This window comes from Thermostilla marina (genome assembly GCF_054657455.1).
This window is the reverse complement of record NZ_BAAHYR010000001.1, coordinates 2,189,948-2,205,000: the sequence shown is the minus strand read 5'-3', so window position 1 is coordinate 2,205,000 and position 15,053 is coordinate 2,189,948. Positions and strand designations below refer to the sequence as shown.

The 15,053-nt window shown below is 63.3% G+C and carries 15 protein-coding genes and 1 tRNA gene; 3 read left to right on the top strand and 13 right to left on the bottom strand.

Going from position 1 to position 15,053, the window contains the following annotated elements; genetic code table 11:
* Window positions 1–3: 3 nt before the first annotated feature.
* From ACYQ2I_RS08115 to ACYQ2I_RS08080, 8 genes are read right to left on the bottom strand one after another with little or no spacing between them, the layout of a single operon-like run.
* A complete protein-coding gene (locus tag ACYQ2I_RS08115; protein WP_460166508.1) occupies window positions 4–201 on the bottom strand; it encodes a hypothetical protein in 198 nt (65 codons plus the stop codon).
* Window positions 198–620, bottom strand: a complete 423-nt coding sequence (locus ACYQ2I_RS08110; protein WP_460166507.1) for a hypothetical protein — start codon at window positions 618–620, stop codon at window positions 198–200. The genes ACYQ2I_RS08115 and ACYQ2I_RS08110 overlap by 4 nt, the downstream gene beginning before the upstream one ends.
* On the bottom strand, window positions 617–1,150 hold the full coding sequence (locus tag ACYQ2I_RS08105) for a hypothetical protein (protein ID WP_460166506.1): 534 nt from the start codon (window positions 1,148–1,150) through the stop codon (window positions 617–619). The genes ACYQ2I_RS08110 and ACYQ2I_RS08105 overlap by 4 nt, the downstream gene beginning before the upstream one ends.
* A gap of 9 nt (window positions 1,151–1,159) precedes the next feature.
* A complete protein-coding gene (locus ACYQ2I_RS08100) occupies window positions 1,160–1,660 on the bottom strand; it encodes a hypothetical protein (RefSeq protein ID WP_460166505.1) in 501 nt (166 codons plus the stop codon).
* Window positions 1,661–1,674: 14 nt separating this feature from the next.
* Entirely contained in the window at window positions 1,675–2,709 is a 1,035-nt protein-coding gene (locus ACYQ2I_RS08095) for a hypothetical protein (protein ID WP_460166504.1), read from the bottom strand.
* Between the two features lie 37 nt (window positions 2,710–2,746).
* A complete protein-coding gene (locus ACYQ2I_RS08090; RefSeq protein ID WP_460166503.1) occupies window positions 2,747–3,163 on the bottom strand; it encodes a capsid cement protein in 417 nt (138 codons plus the stop codon).
* A gap of 14 nt (window positions 3,164–3,177) precedes the next feature.
* Window positions 3,178–4,509 carry a hypothetical protein gene (locus tag ACYQ2I_RS08085; RefSeq protein WP_460166502.1) on the bottom strand — a complete coding sequence of 444 codons (1,332 nt, stop codon included), beginning with the start codon at window positions 4,507–4,509 and terminating at the stop codon, window positions 3,178–3,180.
* Complete coding sequence (locus tag ACYQ2I_RS08080; RefSeq protein ID WP_460166501.1) at window positions 4,506–4,937, bottom strand: HAD family hydrolase; 432 nt, start codon at window positions 4,935–4,937, stop codon at window positions 4,506–4,508. Before ACYQ2I_RS08080 ends, ACYQ2I_RS08085 begins: the two co-directional genes overlap by 4 nt.
* Before the next feature lie 136 nt (window positions 4,938–5,073).
* On the opposite strand from ACYQ2I_RS08080, the gene ACYQ2I_RS08075 reads away from it, so the two are divergent.
* Window positions 5,074–5,550 (top strand): hypothetical protein, encoded by a 477-nt coding sequence (locus ACYQ2I_RS08075; RefSeq protein ID WP_460166500.1) that lies wholly within the window; start codon window positions 5,074–5,076, stop codon window positions 5,548–5,550.
* On the opposite strand, the gene ACYQ2I_RS08070 is transcribed toward ACYQ2I_RS08075, so the two are convergent.
* Complete coding sequence (locus ACYQ2I_RS08070; RefSeq protein ID WP_460166499.1) at window positions 5,433–5,885, bottom strand: hypothetical protein; 453 nt, start codon at window positions 5,883–5,885, stop codon at window positions 5,433–5,435. The two genes, ACYQ2I_RS08075 and ACYQ2I_RS08070, sit on opposite strands and share 118 nt — an antisense overlap.
* 1,319 nt (window positions 5,886–7,204) lie before the next feature.
* Window positions 7,205–7,277, bottom strand: a tRNA-Glu gene (locus tag ACYQ2I_RS08065).
* A 348-nt stretch (window positions 7,278–7,625) separates the two neighbouring features.
* Between ACYQ2I_RS08065 and tatC the strand changes: the two genes are divergently transcribed.
* Together tatC and ACYQ2I_RS08055 are read left to right on the top strand one after the other, a co-directional pair.
* Window positions 7,626–8,984, top strand: a complete 1,359-nt coding sequence (gene tatC / locus ACYQ2I_RS08060) for a twin-arginine translocase subunit TatC (RefSeq protein ID WP_460166498.1) — start codon at window positions 7,626–7,628, stop codon at window positions 8,982–8,984.
* Window positions 8,985–9,094: 110 nt separating this feature from the next.
* Window positions 9,095–9,889 carry a hypothetical protein gene (locus tag ACYQ2I_RS08055; RefSeq protein WP_460166497.1) on the top strand — a complete coding sequence of 265 codons (795 nt, stop codon included), beginning with the start codon at window positions 9,095–9,097 and terminating at the stop codon, window positions 9,887–9,889.
* A gap of 24 nt (window positions 9,890–9,913) precedes the next feature.
* On the opposite strand, the gene ACYQ2I_RS08050 is transcribed toward ACYQ2I_RS08055, so the two are convergent.
* The 3 genes from ACYQ2I_RS08050 to ACYQ2I_RS08040 all read right to left on the bottom strand — a co-directional run bounded on the left by ACYQ2I_RS08050 (window position 9,914) and on the right by ACYQ2I_RS08040 (window position 14,495).
* On the bottom strand, window positions 9,914–10,966 hold the full coding sequence (locus ACYQ2I_RS08050) for a tetratricopeptide repeat protein (RefSeq protein ID WP_460166496.1): 1,053 nt from the start codon (window positions 10,964–10,966) through the stop codon (window positions 9,914–9,916).
* 249 nt (window positions 10,967–11,215) lie between these two features.
* A complete protein-coding gene (locus tag ACYQ2I_RS08045) occupies window positions 11,216–12,841 on the bottom strand; it encodes a glycine--tRNA ligase (protein WP_460168403.1) in 1,626 nt (541 codons plus the stop codon).
* Between the two features lie 178 nt (window positions 12,842–13,019).
* On the bottom strand, window positions 13,020–14,495 hold the full coding sequence (locus ACYQ2I_RS08040) for a hypothetical protein (protein ID WP_460166495.1): 1,476 nt from the start codon (window positions 14,493–14,495) through the stop codon (window positions 13,020–13,022).
* Between the last annotated feature and the right edge of the window lie 558 nt (window positions 14,496–15,053).

The following is a 15,053-nucleotide window of genomic DNA, read 5'->3' as shown; positions in this document are numbered from 1 at the left end:
GGCTCAGATTCCCAGGTCGGCGGCTCGTCTGTCCAGGGCCCGGTCGGCCAGGTAACGCCGATATTCGCGTCGGGCTTGATCGGGATCGCTCGCCAGGGCCTCGAACAGGGCCTCCGGCAGCGGATCGGAGAATTGCAGCGAGATCCCGCAGGCGATCAGCCAGGCCTTTTGCAGGCGGATCCGCTCGGCGTGCAGGATCAAAGCCCGGATGTCGTCGGGCTCGGCGTCGTAGATACGGAAGGCCGCCTCGCCGTAGACGGCGAAGCCGTCGGCGAGTTCCCGGACGGCATTTTTTTTTGCAGGATCCATTGCGAGAAGGCCGCGAAGGCCGCGAACAGCTCCTCGTCGGTGAGCCCGTCGCCGGTTTGCGGGTCGTACCGGCGGACGCCGAAAAGACGGGCCAGGGCGTCCAGGTAGCGATCGGTCTCCGGGCCCTGCGCCTCGACGGCCTGCGCCGTGGCCTCGTCGGTCAGCACGGGATCCGCCAGAAACGCGCGGTAGACGCGCAGCCAGTCGAGGCGGCGCCAGCGCCGGCCGTCCCACAGACGGTACAGGCCCCGCCGTTCGTCGCGGCGGCGCAGGATGGCGTCGGCGAGTTTCCCGAACATGCGGCGGATCATGGCGCGGGCGTCGTGCTGGTCGTGGTCGTAGGCACCACGTACAGGCGATCGAAATCGTCGGCGAGGCATTGGAACTCGACGACCCAGCTCGCGGCGTAGGGCCCGACGCGCGGGATCTCGATCGGCTGCACGGGGACGGCGACTTGATATTCGCGGACGAAATTCTCCGCCAGCAATTGCAGCTTGTAGTGGGCCGTGTTCTTCTTGAGCAGAAACCCGGGCGGGAAAACCCGCCCCTCGTCTTTCGTCAGGCCCGAGGTCGCCGCGTTGATCCGGGCCCGCAGGGCGTCGAGGACGTCTTGGTCGTAGACGTTCAGCTCGCCGCGAACGAAGTGCATCTCGCCCAGGTAGTTGAGGTCGATCGGCGGGCCCGCGTTTCCGCCCCGCATGTCGTTGTGGACGGGCTCGGTGAAGATTTGCTCGCGGATGGTGACGCCGCCGTTGGCGATCCCCAATTCGGTGAAGGACCCCGACGATTCGGTGTTGATCAGCCAGGTCACGGCCCCGGGGACGTGTATCGTGCCAGCCATCTTCTACTCCTATCGCCCGAACGGAAGGCGTGAGGCCCGCGAAGGGTAATAGTTGCGACAGCGGTCCGGAATCAAGTTCAGCCGATCGTATTCGATCGCGGTCAGGCCGCCGGTGTCCGGCGTCTCGGCCCGCCGCACTTCGTCGGCGGCAAACACCCGCTCGCCGCGTCGCAGGCGGTCGAGCAGGTCGTCGCAGCGGCGGGCGATCTCGCGGTAGGTTTCCTCGCCGATCGTGGCGACCCGCGACGACGCCAGCCGCCGCAGGGCCAGCAGGCAGACGATGTCGACCAGGAACGCCCGATCGTCGCCCGACAATCCCTCGAGGATCTCCGGCGTGTAGCGATTGCCGACCGCGGCGGCGCTGCGCAGCTCGCCGGACGCGCCGGCCAATGCCGCCGAAATGCGCGGCGTTTGGGACCAGTCGGCGGCGGGCTCGCCGTCGCCGGCCAGGTCGGCCAACAGCCGTTCGTCGTAGCGGGCGGCCAGGTCGGCCGCCGTCGCGTAAGCCATCGCCGGGGCCTCGATCAGACGACATTCGTAAACAGGACGCCGGTCGCCGGCGCCACCAGTTTCGCGTCGTAGTCTTCGACCACACGCCCGAGGATCCGTCGATTGTTCGTGTCTTGCAGTTGCTCGACGGTCATCTCTTCCTTCATGAACAAGCAGCAGGTCGAGAAGGACGTCGGGGCATACGGCGCCTCGAGGCCGCCGACACGGGAGACCAAGGCGGCGGCGTTGGACGGCAAGACGGGTTCGCGGACGGTGGTCGCCCGCTTCTTGCTGGTCACCTTGCGGGTCTTGTCGACCACCACTTCCACGCCGTAGAGACGCGACGGCAGCCCGAACGACTCGGACGTCGGCGTCTCATCCCGAAACTGGTAGCGCAGCGCGCCCAGGGCGTCGGGACTTCCCTTGAGGTAGTCGACGATTTCCTGCGATTCGCTCATCGCTCGGGCCACGGCGTCGCCCATGACAAGGATCATGTTTTGATGATCGACCGCCCCGAGGGTCGCGTCGAAGACCTTCGCGATCCCCGCGTTGACGGCCTTGCGGATGTTCAGGTTGGTCGTCGTGGCGGCGTTCCATTTTGCGCTCGAGCAGTCGACGACGTGATCGGCGGGATACTTCGCAGGGTCGAAGATCTCGTTGACCACCGCCTGCGTTCTCGCGGTCATGGCCTGCCGGGCCTTGATGGATTCCTGCGTCGCCAGGATCGACCAATCCGCGTTGTCGACGGTCCGCAAACCGACGCTGTACGAAAACGCCAGCCGCCGGCATTGAAATTGTTTGAACTCGAAGGCCTCGAGGCCGTCGTTGCCCTCCGGGGCGGGCTGGTTGTCGTACCAGACGAACTGCGACAGATCCGTGTCGAGGATGCGGCCGGCCTCCTCGACGGTCATCTCGAGGTAGAGGCCTCCGATTTTGGTCACGGGCATGATTTGGGCGTAGCGGGAGACGGCGAAGTCCCGCACGTTGCGGGCGAAGTCGACGATCAGCCGTTGCGACGCCTCCAGGTTGGGGACGTAGACGTTGCTCGAGGACGGATAGACGGCAGGCATGGCAAACACCCGTTTTCTTCAGACCACAGGGGAACAATCAGGCCAATGCGGGCCGTTCCGACCCGATCAGCACGAAGACGCGGACCAGCTCGCCGGCGGCGCCGTCCTGCAAGGCCACGGCGCCGTAGTTTTGAAGCGCCGTCCCGGTCGTTGCGATCGGAACGCCTTTCCCGTCGGCGTCGCTTTTCAGCCGGTCGCCGGCGTTGATCGTCGCGCCGGCTTCCAGCAGGCAGACGTCGCCCACGGAGTAGATTTGCAGGGACTCGCCGGCGGCCGCGGCCAGCGTCGCACTCGATAGGTTCTCGATCTCCGGCTTGTCGGTGCCTTGCTGCGAGACGCCGATCGGCAGCTCGTTCGCGTCACACTCGGCGGCCTTGTGTTGGGCCGCGATTTTGACGAAGCGGCAGGGCCGGATGTCGCCGGCGGCGACCAGTTGCGGAGGGGTGTTCGGCATGGACTCGGTCCTCGTTATTGTTGGTCGTGGAGCTCGGCCAGGATCTCGTCGAAGGGCTTGTATTGGCCGCGGGCGGCCAGGCGCTTGCCGATCTCGACGGCCCGGCGGCGCAGCTCCGCGTCGCGGTGCCGTTGATAGCGTTCCTTGGCGCTTCCCGGGTGATCGCCGGCGTCGGACTCGGCGACGGTCGTCGGCAAGAACGTATCGGCCGGGATCGGGCGGTAGCGTGTCTCGATCAGCTCCAGGTGTCGCGCGAACTCGTCGTCGGCCATGCGCGAATAGCGGCAGCGTTCCAGTTCCTCGTCGACGTCCAACTGGTAGCGGCGGCTGAGTTCCTCGAGGCGGGCCCGTCGCTCGGTGTCGACGCGGCGGCCGCGTTCCTTTTCCAGTTCGCCGCGGAGCGTGTAGATCTCGCGGGCCAGCTCGCCGAGGCGGCGGCTGTAGCGCTCGGGCTCGGGCTGGTCAGGCTTGGCGTCCGGCGTCGGCGGGGCGGCGTGCTTGTCGTCTTCGGCGGGCGGCTGCGGCGGCTCGGGCGGGCGGTCGTCGCTGTACTGGTCCGGTTCGCCGTCCGGCGCGGCCGTTGTGTCTTGCGGTTCGTCGTCGCCCTCGGCGGCGGCCTTTTCGGCCTGCGTCTTCGCCCATTTCACCCAGGGCAGCTCTTCGAGGGCGGCCAGCAGGGCCTTGATGTCTTCCGGCGTCAGCATCTTGGGTTCCTCGTCGGGTTGCGTGTAGATGTCCCGATCTCGCGTCGGTTCGATTCTATCAGGGCCGCGCGGCGCACTTGCGGGGGTCGGAATGTAGGTGTCGGCCGCCGAGGGGTAGACCGCCGCGTAGCGGTCGACGATCACGCCGTCGCCGGCGCGTGCGCTGTAGAGGTGGGTCAGCCCGGTGGGCAGTCGCGGCGTGCTGGCGCCGAGCAGGCAGATCGGATCCAAGACTACGCGCGAGGGATCGAACGGTCGCCCGTCTCGCGGGACGTGCAATTCCGGCGACCGGCGGGGATACTTTTTCAGCGCGTCGGCGTGTTCCTTGTAGAGGTGGAAGTCGGCGACCAGGACGGCCCGGCCGTCGCGATCGACGACGCGGAAGGGGCCCGCGAAGCCGATCACCGGCCGTTCTTCCCAGGGCGGGGCGTGGCCGATGACGAGGGCCACGTAGTCGCCGGTCTCGGCGATCCGCCGGTTGCACGTTTCGGCGATCGCCTCAAGGGCGGCGCGGTCGTAGCGGGCGGGGCGGCCGTCGGAGAGCGTCGTTTCGTGCTCGGCGAAGACGGGCACCGCCGGCACCCGTTTGAACAATTCCGGCGGAAACAGTTTTGCCGGATCCGCGGGGGTGATGGTCGTCATCGTTCGGTCTCCGTGAGGAAGGCGACGCGATCCAAGGCGGCCTCGAAGGCGGCGCGTCCGTATTCCTGCGGGCGGCAGACGACGGCCCGGTCGTCGACGTAGGCCGCCGCGATCGGCTTTCCGCCGCCGGCGTGGATCGCGTCGTAGGGCAATTCGTGGTCGTCCAGCCAGCCCCGCACGCGATCGACCAGTTCGACGACGGACGTCCCGCCGTTGGCCTCGGCGCTGGTGCGGGTGGTGTAGATCAGCACGCGGCCCAGCCGACGCAGCGCGGCCAGGAACTCGCGGGCCCCCTCGATCGGCGCCCCGAAATGAAGCGGTCCCCGCCAACGGTCGTAGCGGGCGAGGACGCCGTCGAGATCGACGGCGATCGTCTTCGGGTAGTAGCCGTTTTCGGGTTGCGGTCGACGGGCGGACGGTTCGCTCATCGTTCTCACTCCAGGGCTTGCGAGCGGATTTCGGCCGTTTTTTTCTTGCCGTTTCGCGGGAACGGTTCGATAATATGGGTGTCTTGGGCGGTTGGAACCCGGTCGTCTTTTCTCTTTCCGCACAAGGGGGCGCACGATGGCCAGGTATCTGGTGAAGAGCACCGAGGGAACGAGGGAGCGTATCGGCGACCGCGTGCCGCTTTACTACAGCATCTTCGATACGGCGCCGCCGGGCTGCGATTTCTACTACTTTGAGTTCCGGGACGAGCCGGACGAGGAACTGCGGAACCTGCCGCCGTTGTCGTCATGGGATTGTGATCGCTATCTGGACGCGGTGGCACGCCACCAGCGGAAGCACCCGGAACGCTGGGGGAAGTGGAAGGCGGGGCGGAACCGGCGGTGGAAGCTGGCCCGCATGACGCCGGAGGAACGCCGCCGCTACGAGCGTCGCTGGAAGCTGATCCGGGCATATCGCACCCTCCGCCATCCGCTCGGTTATATCAGGCTCTGGTGGTTGCTGGTCGGCCGCTGGAAGTATTGGGCGATCCTCTCCGGGATCGTGAACAGCGGCCTTTCGTTCCTGCGGCGGGCGACCGCCGCCTCCCAGGCGTAGGCCAACAGCTCCGCGAAGAGCTCCCGCGGCGAGGCCCGTCGCGCCGACAGGGTCGCCAGTCGCGGCTTGACCTCGGCGAGCAGATCCCGCCATTCCGATGTGTCGCTCAGCCGCCGGGCCTGCGGCGAGTCGGGGGCGTCGACCAGGTGCGCCAGCTCGTGGAACACCCGCCAGGCCGCGCGTCGTTTGGTTTTTACGTCCTCCAGCGTCACCGCGACGACGTGCACGCGACGCCCGTCGGGGGTGGTGATCGCGACGTGGAAGCCGCCGGGAATCGCCTCGGGATCCTTGTTGACGTGGAAGGTGCGCGCCAGGTGGTTCGCCCAGCCGGCCACCTCCTTCCGGTCGGCACAGGGGATGATGACGGCGTTCTTGGCCGCCAGGCGGGCGATCGCCCCGGCCCGGTCGGGTCCCCAGCTCCGCGACGAAGGCGTCCAACAACTCCTCGGTGATCGTGTCGATCGGCGGATCCCCCGTCACCTGCGCCCACAGGCCCAGGCTCGACCGGATCTCGGCAAGCGTCCGCTCGCTCGTCCCGGATGCCCGCTTCGCCGGCTCGATCCGCTCCCGGAAGACCTCGCACAACGTCGGCGAGGCCGGCGGCTCCTCGCTCGGCCGCCACACACGTAGTTGCGGTGCGGTGCTCGTCATGGCTGAACCCTCCTAATAGGCGGATCATTACAACCATAGCTCACCGCTCCGTCTCTGGCGGCCGTGCTTCATGCATTGTTTGTGTCAAACAGCCCGCGGGTCGTCCCGGTCGCTACAGAGTGGGGCGCGCATCGCACGCCCGACCCGCGGGCGCAGACTCCAGGCGCAACGGGAGCGATCTCCGGGGCGCACCAAGGGCGCAAACGGTTCGTTCAGGAATCCGGGACCTTCCGACCGGGACCCAGATCGCGGCCTCCTGCGACCGCGCCCGGCCGGCTTCCGCCAAGAGGGCGTCGATCGTCCAGAGGCGTTTGGTGTTGGTCGGCGACGCGGCGGGGTTGTAGCCCGCTTCTCGAGCGTCGCGACGATCAATCTACGCGGCGGCGGCGGGCTTGTCAAGCGCACAGTCCAAGCGCCGGGCGAAAAAAGTTTTTTTCGCCCGCAGAAGCGCCCCGCGGCGCCCCGCACGGCAAAAAAGAAGCGGGAGAGGTACAACCAACCGGCACACCAAACGCGGCGGGGTCGACGAGGCCCCGCACTTTGATTTCTCCGGCCCCCCGCGCCTCGCGGTCGCGGGCCTCTCCCGCGTCTTGGCTCGCTCGTCCCCGATTTCTCGATCTGCGGCAAAAAAGAAGCGGGAGAGGTAGAACCAACCGGCACACCAAAAGCGGCGGGGGTGACGAGGCCCCGCACTTTGTTTTTTCCGGCCTCCCGCGCCTCGCGGTCGCGGGCCTCTCCCGCGTCTTGGCTCGCTCGTCCCCGATTTCTCGATCTGCGGCAAAAAAGAAGCGGGAGAGGTAGAACCAACCGGCACACCAAACGCGGCGGGGGTGACGAGGCCCCGCACTTTGTTTTTTCCGGCCTCCCGCGCCTCGCGGTCGCGGGCCTCTCCCGCGTCTTGGCTCGGTCGCTCGGGTCCTCCCTCGGGTTAGCGTGGTGTTTTCGGACTATGCATCCGAAAACACCGTGGACGTAACCGCCTTAGAGAGGCGGAACTTGTGAGTACCCCCTAGGGGAGTCGAACCCCTGTTTTCGGACTGAGAATCCGACGTCCTGGGCCACTAGACGAAGGGGGCTTTTTTCGCGGAACGCATTCGTTACATCGGCTGGAGCCACGCGAAACTTCCGCGATTTGCACCGTCCGACGGGGCGTTTCCCCGACGGCTCTTTGGTATTTTGCCCTGCTCCCCCGGCAGCGTCAACACCCCCGGCTCGGCCTTTCAACTCGTTTGCCGGCACGGTCGGCGGCACAATGCAACCTCATCGGCTCCGGCACAATCGCATCGGCAAAGGAGTGTTTTTAGAAGACGATTGCTCCGACAGCCGGTTTGAAGGCGGTTCCGACCGGTGGTAACATAGAGGCTTACCTCGGTTGTGAATCCCGGCGGCGGCCTCTCCGCCGTTCACTCAATAGACGACCCGCCATGATCCGACTCTTTCGACCGCCTCGCTCCGACGAGGACCTCTTCCGCGAATCGACGATGACCTTCGGTGAGCACCTGGAAGAGCTCCGGACGTGTCTGTTCCGGGCGCTTCTGGGGCTGGGCGTCGGTTTTTGCATCGGCTTGCTGTTCGGCAACCAAGTCGTGCAAATCATCCAGATGCCTTTGCAAAAAGCGCTCACGAAGCATTACCTGCGGCAATCGCAAAAAGAAATCGACGAACGCATCACCCAACTGGAGGAGGCCGGAACGGATGTCCCCTTCGACGTCGAGGCGGCCGCATCGTTCCTTCAGCGGGAAAACCTCCTGGTCGACGAGTTTTACATCACCCCGGGCGAAATTGCCCCACAATTAGAGGAATCGCTGGCCACGTTGCAAAAACAGCTCGCCCAAAAGAGGGGGCAACTCGCGGCGGCGATCAACGTTCTCGGCACACCGGCCGACAGTTGGAGCGACGAGGAATGGAATACGTTGAATTCCTTGCCGAAACTTCTTTCCGCCGGTGAAGATGCCGACGCCGACCAACTTACCGCTTTTGGTAAGTGCGTCGAGGCGAAGCGAGCTCCCGAGGCGAAACTACTCCGCACCATTCAAGCTGCTGCCAATGCTCGAATCGAAAAGGTCGAAGAAGAACTCCGGCGCGTGACCGCTTCGCTCGATGCGTGGGGGGAACTAACCGACGTCTACGAAGATTCGCTGCGGCAGCTCGACACCGACGACATGATGCATGTGTTCGTGTGGCGCAAGGCCGAAAAGGATCCTCGCGTCAAAGCCAAAAGCCTGGGCGCCCACGAGGCGTTTTCGATCTACATGCGGGCATCGCTGTTGGTGGGTGCTTTGTTGGCCGCCCCGTGGATATTCTGGCAGATCTGGTCATTCGTCGCCTCCGGGCTTTATCGACACGAGCGCAAGTTCGTGTACACGTTCTTGCCCTTCAGCTTGGTGCTCTTCACGGCCGGGGCGATGCTGGCCTTCCTGTTCGTGTTCGAGCCGGTGTTGACGTTCCTGTTCCGGTTCAACGAATGGATGGGCATCGAACTCGAACCGCGAATCAGCGAGTGGTTACGGTTCGTTCTGGTATTGCCGCTGGGATTCGGCATCGGGTTCCAGCTTCCGCTGGTCATGCTCTTCTTGGAGCGAATCGGCATCTTCACGGTCGATGATTACTGGTCGAAGTGGCGAATCGCCGTCGTGGTGGTTTTTGTCACGGCCGCGTTGCTGACCCCGCCCGATCCCTCGAGCCAGATGATGATGGCCGTGCCGCTTTCGTGCCTCTACTTCGGCGGCATCCTGCTGTGCAAGTTCATGCCGCGCCGCAAAACGGAATACACCGACGCGTGAGCGGCCCCCAAAACAGCCCAGGCACCGCATTTTGTTCATATTCTCACAAAACCGGATCGGCAGCAAAATCGGAAAAGTCCGGCGAGGGAAAAGCCGATCCATAGAACACCATGTGGTGTGACCATTGCCAGCAGGACATTCCCCGCGTCTTCTCCCACGAGGCAGGTCGATACGTCTGCCTGCGTTGCGGTACGGCACCGGCGGAAGGACGTCCCGAATCCGATTTGCGCATGGATCTCTCGGCCAAGGCATCGACGTCGAGGGTTCCCGAGCCGCATGCGCCGGAACCGGCCGTTGACCGAACGGAATCTCTCGATTCCGGCCTTCGGGACACCGACTTACCGCTGGTCGGAACAGAAAACCTACGCCGCTCCGCCACCTTTTGGTCGATCGAAGAACGGCTTGCCCACTTGGAACGGCTGCTGGAATCGGTACCTGCCGAACCCAACGCGAGAAGGCGGCATAAGCGTTATCGGGTGGATGCCGGGCACGAAGTGCGTATCGGCCCGCACCGTCCTCGTCACCGTTCGCCGAATCTCGCCATGGACGACGACATCAGCGCGTGGTTCACATGGCCGATCCTCGCGATCGGGCTGATGGCGACCGTCTGCGGAGCTGTGCTCGAAGGATGGGCGATATTGGCATCGCGGCCCGAGCTGAGCAATTACGGGATCCCGATCGCCCTGTGTGGAATCGTCGTTCTCTTGATCGGGCTGGTATTCCAAATGGACCGGCTCGGGCAGGTGGGGGAATCCACCGCCCGCAAGCTCTCGGAACTGGACGAAGCTCTCGTCGACGTCGATTTGGATTCACTCGACGATGAGTTTGAACTGTCGGCGCCCGCTCATTCTGAGCTACGATCCCACACCTCTCGAATGAAATCGAGGCTCTCCGCGAGACGCTGAACGCGGTTGCCGGTGCGATCCCCCCTAGTGACCCGCGTTTTCTGAAAACGCATCGATCGGCAATGTCCCTGCCGCATCATTCGCCGCGGATCGCCGGAAAAACTCTCCTGCAGCCTCGCGTTCGCCGTCGAAGTAGAGCATCACCCCAAGCAAGAACAACCGCCCGGCGTTATTCGGATTGGCGGCCACCTCGCGGGCTAAATCACCGATATGGACTCGCTTTGCGACCCCGTCCTTTCCATAGAGATCGTCCAATCGAAAGCCGCGTTGCGCCCAATCCGGGGCGAGTGCAAGCCCTCGCTTCATCATCTCGACGGCCGTCGGATAGTTTCCCAACGCAATCAGGGCCAATGCTTGCCGGATCCACGCATCGGCGAGAGTGCCGTCGGCCCGAATCGCGCGGCGATATCGGACGGAAGCCTCGGCGTATTTCCCCTGCGCAAACAACGAATCGCCGATACGAATTTCCTGTCGGGCCGTTTCCTTCGCCCGCTGCTCTAGCCGATCCAGCATTTCGTCGGCATCCGGGGCCGCATCGTCGCGTTCAGCCCGCCCGGCGTTCGGCAGGGCAGGATCCCGCCTCCCACCAATCAAGGGATCGACCGGAACATAAACGGGATACGGAACCGGGTACACCGGGCGTGGTGCCCCATACGGCGGATAGTACCCATAGTAGTCCGGGTAGTATCCGTAACCCGGATAGACGGGATACGCCCACCACCGTCGTCGATACTCACGGTAACAGTGATACGGATACCAAGGCCAACACGGGTAAATGCCCGGGCACCAACCACCGCGATCCCCTCCGTTTGACGGCGGCGGTTCCACGGGGTTCTCGACTTCCGGCGGCGAACCGGGCCGATCGATCGAGACTCCGGGGGGAGACTGAATCCCAAAATCGGGTCGTGCTATCGTCGGCGGTGCGAAATTCTGCCGTGTCTTTTCCTCCCACGACTGAGCGGAAGCCATGGGACCCGCATGAACAGCGATCATGAACGCCGCGCTCGCCGCCACGATCTTCCAAAGAGCAGATGCGGTACGCATCGGCGGTCGACGAGATACAATTCGGTCTTGCATGCGCCGCCTCCTTTCATGGAGGTCGTTGCCGTTCACCAGCCCGCTGTAGCTTTCTGCCCGGCGCGATCAACCGGCCGGCGACGGCAATCAGATTAGGTTTTCCCTATGGGAATCTGTATGGTTCCCAAGGACCACACCGCAAGACCGCTCCTATTGTTTGGACGCACCAAGCAGGCAAAAAGTTTCCGAAACAGCAGTTTATCGACCGCCGTATCTTGCCCGGTTCACGCAACCTGCCTCATCTAACAGCTACGCGTCGGGTATCGCCGTCGGATCCTGAATGAGCGAGGCCAGAGACGCCGCGACTTCATCCCGCTTGACCCGCCATTGCCGCAACGAATCTCGGTCCCGGATCGTCACCGTGCCGTCTTCAAGCGTCTGGCTATCAACGGTAATGCAGTACGGCGTGCCGATTTCATCTTGACGGCGATAGCGGCGACCGACAGCCCCTTTCTCGTCGTAGAAAACGTTGTACCGGGGCTTCAGTTCCCCGTAGATCTCGCGGGCAATTTCCGGCATTCCGTCTTTACGGACGAGCGGGAACACCGCCGCCTTGAAAGGTGCCAACCGCGGGTGCAACGAAAGCAAGACTCGCGTGGTCGGCTTGCCTTTGTCGTCGGGAACGGTGTCTTCCCGATAGGCCTCACACAAAAACGCCAGAGTGGCACGATCTGCCCCCGCCGAAGGCTCGATGACGTGCGGCACGAATCGTTCGCGGGTCTCGTCGTCGAAATAGGTCAAATCGCGCCCGCTTCCCCGATATTTCGGTTGCCCGTGTTCATCGGTCTCGACGACCAGTTCGTCGCCGCGGCGTACGAGCTTTCCTTCCATGTGACTTCGCAAGTCGAAGTCGCCCCGATGTGCGATCCCCTCAAGTTCGCCGAATTGCCCCTCGGCCAAGAAGGGAAATGCGTATTCGATGTCGGCCGTACCACAAGAATAGTGGCTAAGTTCATCGGGATCGTGGTCCCGCAGGCGAAGCCGTTCTCCCGCCAGGCCCAATTCGACATACCAGCGAAACCGCCGATTTCGCCAGTATTCGTACCACGCTCTCGAGGTCTCGGGACGACAGAAGAATTCGATCTCCATTTGCTCGAATTCGCGAGACCGGAACGTGAAGTTTCGCGGCGTGATTTCGTTGCGAAAGCTCTTTCCGATTTGCGCGATACCGAACGGAATCTTTACCCGCGTACTGTCAAGGACGTTCTTGAAATTGACGAAGATTCCTTGGGCCGTCTCCGGCCGCAGGAAAGCAGCCGACTCCTCGCCGCCCAGCGCGCCGACATACGTCTTGAACATCAAGTTGAATTCGCGCGGCTCGGTCAGGGTGCCGACCGTCTTCGCGCCGGGAGCCAACACCTTGCCGAAATCTTCGACCGTCGTCAAATTGACGACCGGACTTTCCCAAGTGAGGCGATCAGCTTGCTTGCTGCGCAGACCGAAAAACTTCAGCGCGTTGCGCAAAATCTCTTCTTCCGCCTCGTCACCGGCCACATCCGTCGTCACGAAAACCTGTTGCCCGTTGTACGAAACCCACCGGCCGACGATTTGATCATGCCGATAGCGGCGCTTGGTTTCGCGGCAGTCGACCATGTAATCATGAAACAGGTCGTAATGACCGGAGCACTTCCAAACTTGCGGATGCATGATGATCGTGCAATCGAGCCCCACCATCTCGTAGGCGCTGGGAGCCCCCTCTGGCGGAACCAGCTCGTTGTGGGCCGTCACCATGTCGTGCCACCAGGCCTCGCGGATATTCCGTTTCAGTTCGACTCCCAACGGTCCGTAGTCCCAAAAGCCGTTGAGTCCGCCGTAGATCTCGCTCGACTGAAAGAGGAAACCTCGCCGTTTACACAGGGAAACCAGTTGCTCCATCTGCATCGGAAGCACTCCACAATGGCGAACTCGGAAACAGCCGATTTTGGATCAAGACGTTCCGCCGTGGCCGACGCCGCTCGATCTCGCTCGACTTTGTAATGACCGTGACCTAAGTGCAGGAAAACTATCAGTTTACCGCGATGCCGATTTTCTGTCCACGTGCGGCGAAGGGGTGTCACAACAAGGCGGACCGCAATTCTTGAAGAACGCCGATCGCAGGTTTCGGGCGTTCCGCAACGTCGATCAGGCCCCCGTGCGGAAACTCGTGCGGTTCCGCATCTCGAAACGGCGACCAGAAGATGCCGTGAACGTAGGGTTTCGTGAGCGCCATGCGGAGATAATGACGAGCCCACGCCCGTTGCATCGCGGGATTCCAAGGGGCAGGGGAGGGGCGTGCCGGACCGGTGGCCAATAGATCGGGACCGGAATCGTCGGGCGCACAAAATCGAACGTACAACGGCGTGCCGAGCATTCCCCAGTAGTCGAGCTGGCGACTCAAGTCGAGAAGGTCGCGAGGCAAGGTTCCGGCGGGCGCGTATCCCAAATGAATCTCCAGGACGACTCCCGCAAGCCCCAGTCCCGCTCGAACGAACGCGTTTGCCAACACCAAACCCGAAAATTGGCTGCGCAATCGAAAAAGGTCTTCCCCCCAAGGCTGACGCACGGAAAGTACGATCGGAGTTGCCGGATCGAGCGAGCGAACCTTGTGAACGCATCGGGCAAGAAAGTTGGCCGCGTCTTCCTCATCCCACGCGAAACCCAGCGGCAAATTCACCGGCCCGGCGACCTCCCACATCGATATGCGACCGCGATACTCCCGCACGACGCTTTCGAGATAGTCGACGGCCAACCGTTGGATGTACTCCACGTCGTCGATTTCTCGAAGCCATTCCGGCAAGCCGTAGCGGTCGAATCGAAGCAGCGGCCCCATCGTCCGCGGCAAACGATGAAGACGTGCCCACTCCACGAGTGAATCGGGCAAATCCCAGTCCAACCGGTCCTCGGCAAGCAAGGTGTGCCGCCACCCGGCATCGATGGAAACCGTCGTGAACGTCTCGGTAATGAGGTCGGTCAACGCCGAACTCGGCACGGCGGTCCCCAAATCAATCGCCTGGAAAAAGGGAATGCGCCGCCCCATCTCCCGGCGAACGGCGATGGCTCCGTCGGCATAAACATCGCACAACCGAAATGACGCTTCGACGGCGGTCCGGAGTGCCTCGTCGGCGAACCTTGCCCCTGATCGACTTCCTTTGCCCGCCACGAGCGATTGTGAAAAAAGGGCGACGGCATCATCGATAGATTCGACAATATCGCGGGGTACGTCCAACCCCAGCAACGTCCACTCGGTCAATGCGTTACGAAGCTGACCGATCTTGCCGCGTGCCAATTCCAGGGGCAGAAAGTACTCGCGTTTCTCGTCGGGCAAAAGCGGAGCGGTAAAGAGGGCCAACTCCCCCCACGGCTCGACCACCCAAGGAAATTGAAGAACGAGGCCGCCTTCGGCTTCTTGCGGAAGATTGAATTCCAGCCGGTCGCCTTCGAAACGGCCACGAGCATCCACCGGCAAACGATCGACTCCGGCCGTCCAGGCGAAGTCTTGCTGTGATTCGGACAGATCGAAATGGGGAATCCGGAAAACTAATTTCCCCATGAAGGCGTATCCCGATTACCGGCTCGATGAATTTTCAGCCCCGCCGCACCCCGCAGCGACTCGCCGCAATCCCCTCTCATTAGGTATTTAGCGTTCGATGAAATGTAGCTTTGGGCAACAGCCAAGGCAACCGTCACCCCCCACTTGGAAGGAGAATTCGGGCTGGTACCGCTTTGCCGCAAAACCTACAATCCGGCTTCTCTTAACTCGGAATCTCGAAGTGAAGTCGTCGATGTCCTCAAGGCACACCAATCGAATCCTTCCGTCGCGGACAAGCTGGACGGTCACGGTCGGAACGAGACCGACCGTCGGCCGCGCATTGCTGATCGCTCTCTTGGCGGGAAGCCTCGCGGCAGTCGGTTGCCGAACATTGCAAACACCCCGTTGGTCTCGGCCGGGTACCGCCGAAGAGCAACGGCGGGCCGCCGAAGTCTTCGATCCGTTCCCCGAAAATGCCCGCGGACTTCCCATGGAAGGCGCCCGCCCCCCCGGGGCAATCGACGGAATGCCTGAAACACCGCGCGCACGACGGCGTCCCTGGGCTTGGGACCGATGGTG

Bases quoted from the DNA above. Each gene is read 5' to 3' on its own strand.
- tatC (WP_460166498.1), top strand. From the start codon at position 7,626: ATGATCCGACTCTTTCGACCGCCTCGCTCCGACGAGGACCTCTTCCGC.
- ACYQ2I_RS08090 (WP_460166503.1), bottom strand. From the start codon at position 3,163: ATGCCGAACACCCCTCCGCAACTGGTCGCCGCCGGCGACATCCGGCCC.
- ACYQ2I_RS08085 (WP_460166502.1), bottom strand. From the start codon at position 4,509: ATGACGACCATCACCCCCGCGGATCCGGCAAAACTGTTTCCGCCGGAA.
- ACYQ2I_RS08110 (WP_460166507.1), bottom strand. From the start codon at position 620: ATGATCCGCCGCATGTTCGGGAAACTCGCCGACGCCATCCTGCGCCGC.
- ACYQ2I_RS08075 (WP_460166500.1), top strand. From the start codon at position 5,074: ATGGCCAGGTATCTGGTGAAGAGCACCGAGGGAACGAGGGAGCGTATC.
- ACYQ2I_RS08040 (WP_460166495.1), bottom strand. From the start codon at position 14,495: ATGGGGAAATTAGTTTTCCGGATTCCCCATTTCGATCTGTCCGAATCA.
- ACYQ2I_RS08080 (WP_460166501.1), bottom strand. From the start codon at position 4,937: ATGAGCGAACCGTCCGCCCGTCGACCGCAACCCGAAAACGGCTACTAC.
- ACYQ2I_RS08055 (WP_460166497.1), top strand. From the start codon at position 9,095: ATGTGGTGTGACCATTGCCAGCAGGACATTCCCCGCGTCTTCTCCCAC.
- ACYQ2I_RS08100 (WP_460166505.1), bottom strand. From the start codon at position 1,660: ATGGCTTACGCGACGGCGGCCGACCTGGCCGCCCGCTACGACGAACGG.
- ACYQ2I_RS08105 (WP_460166506.1), bottom strand. From the start codon at position 1,150: ATGGCTGGCACGATACACGTCCCCGGGGCCGTGACCTGGCTGATCAAC.
- ACYQ2I_RS08050 (WP_460166496.1), bottom strand. From the start codon at position 10,966: ATGCAAGACCGAATTGTATCTCGTCGACCGCCGATGCGTACCGCATCT.
- ACYQ2I_RS08095 (WP_460166504.1), bottom strand. From the start codon at position 2,709: ATGCCTGCCGTCTATCCGTCCTCGAGCAACGTCTACGTCCCCAACCTG.
- ACYQ2I_RS08045 (WP_460168403.1), bottom strand. From the start codon at position 12,841: ATGGAGCAACTGGTTTCCCTGTGTAAACGGCGAGGTTTCCTCTTTCAG.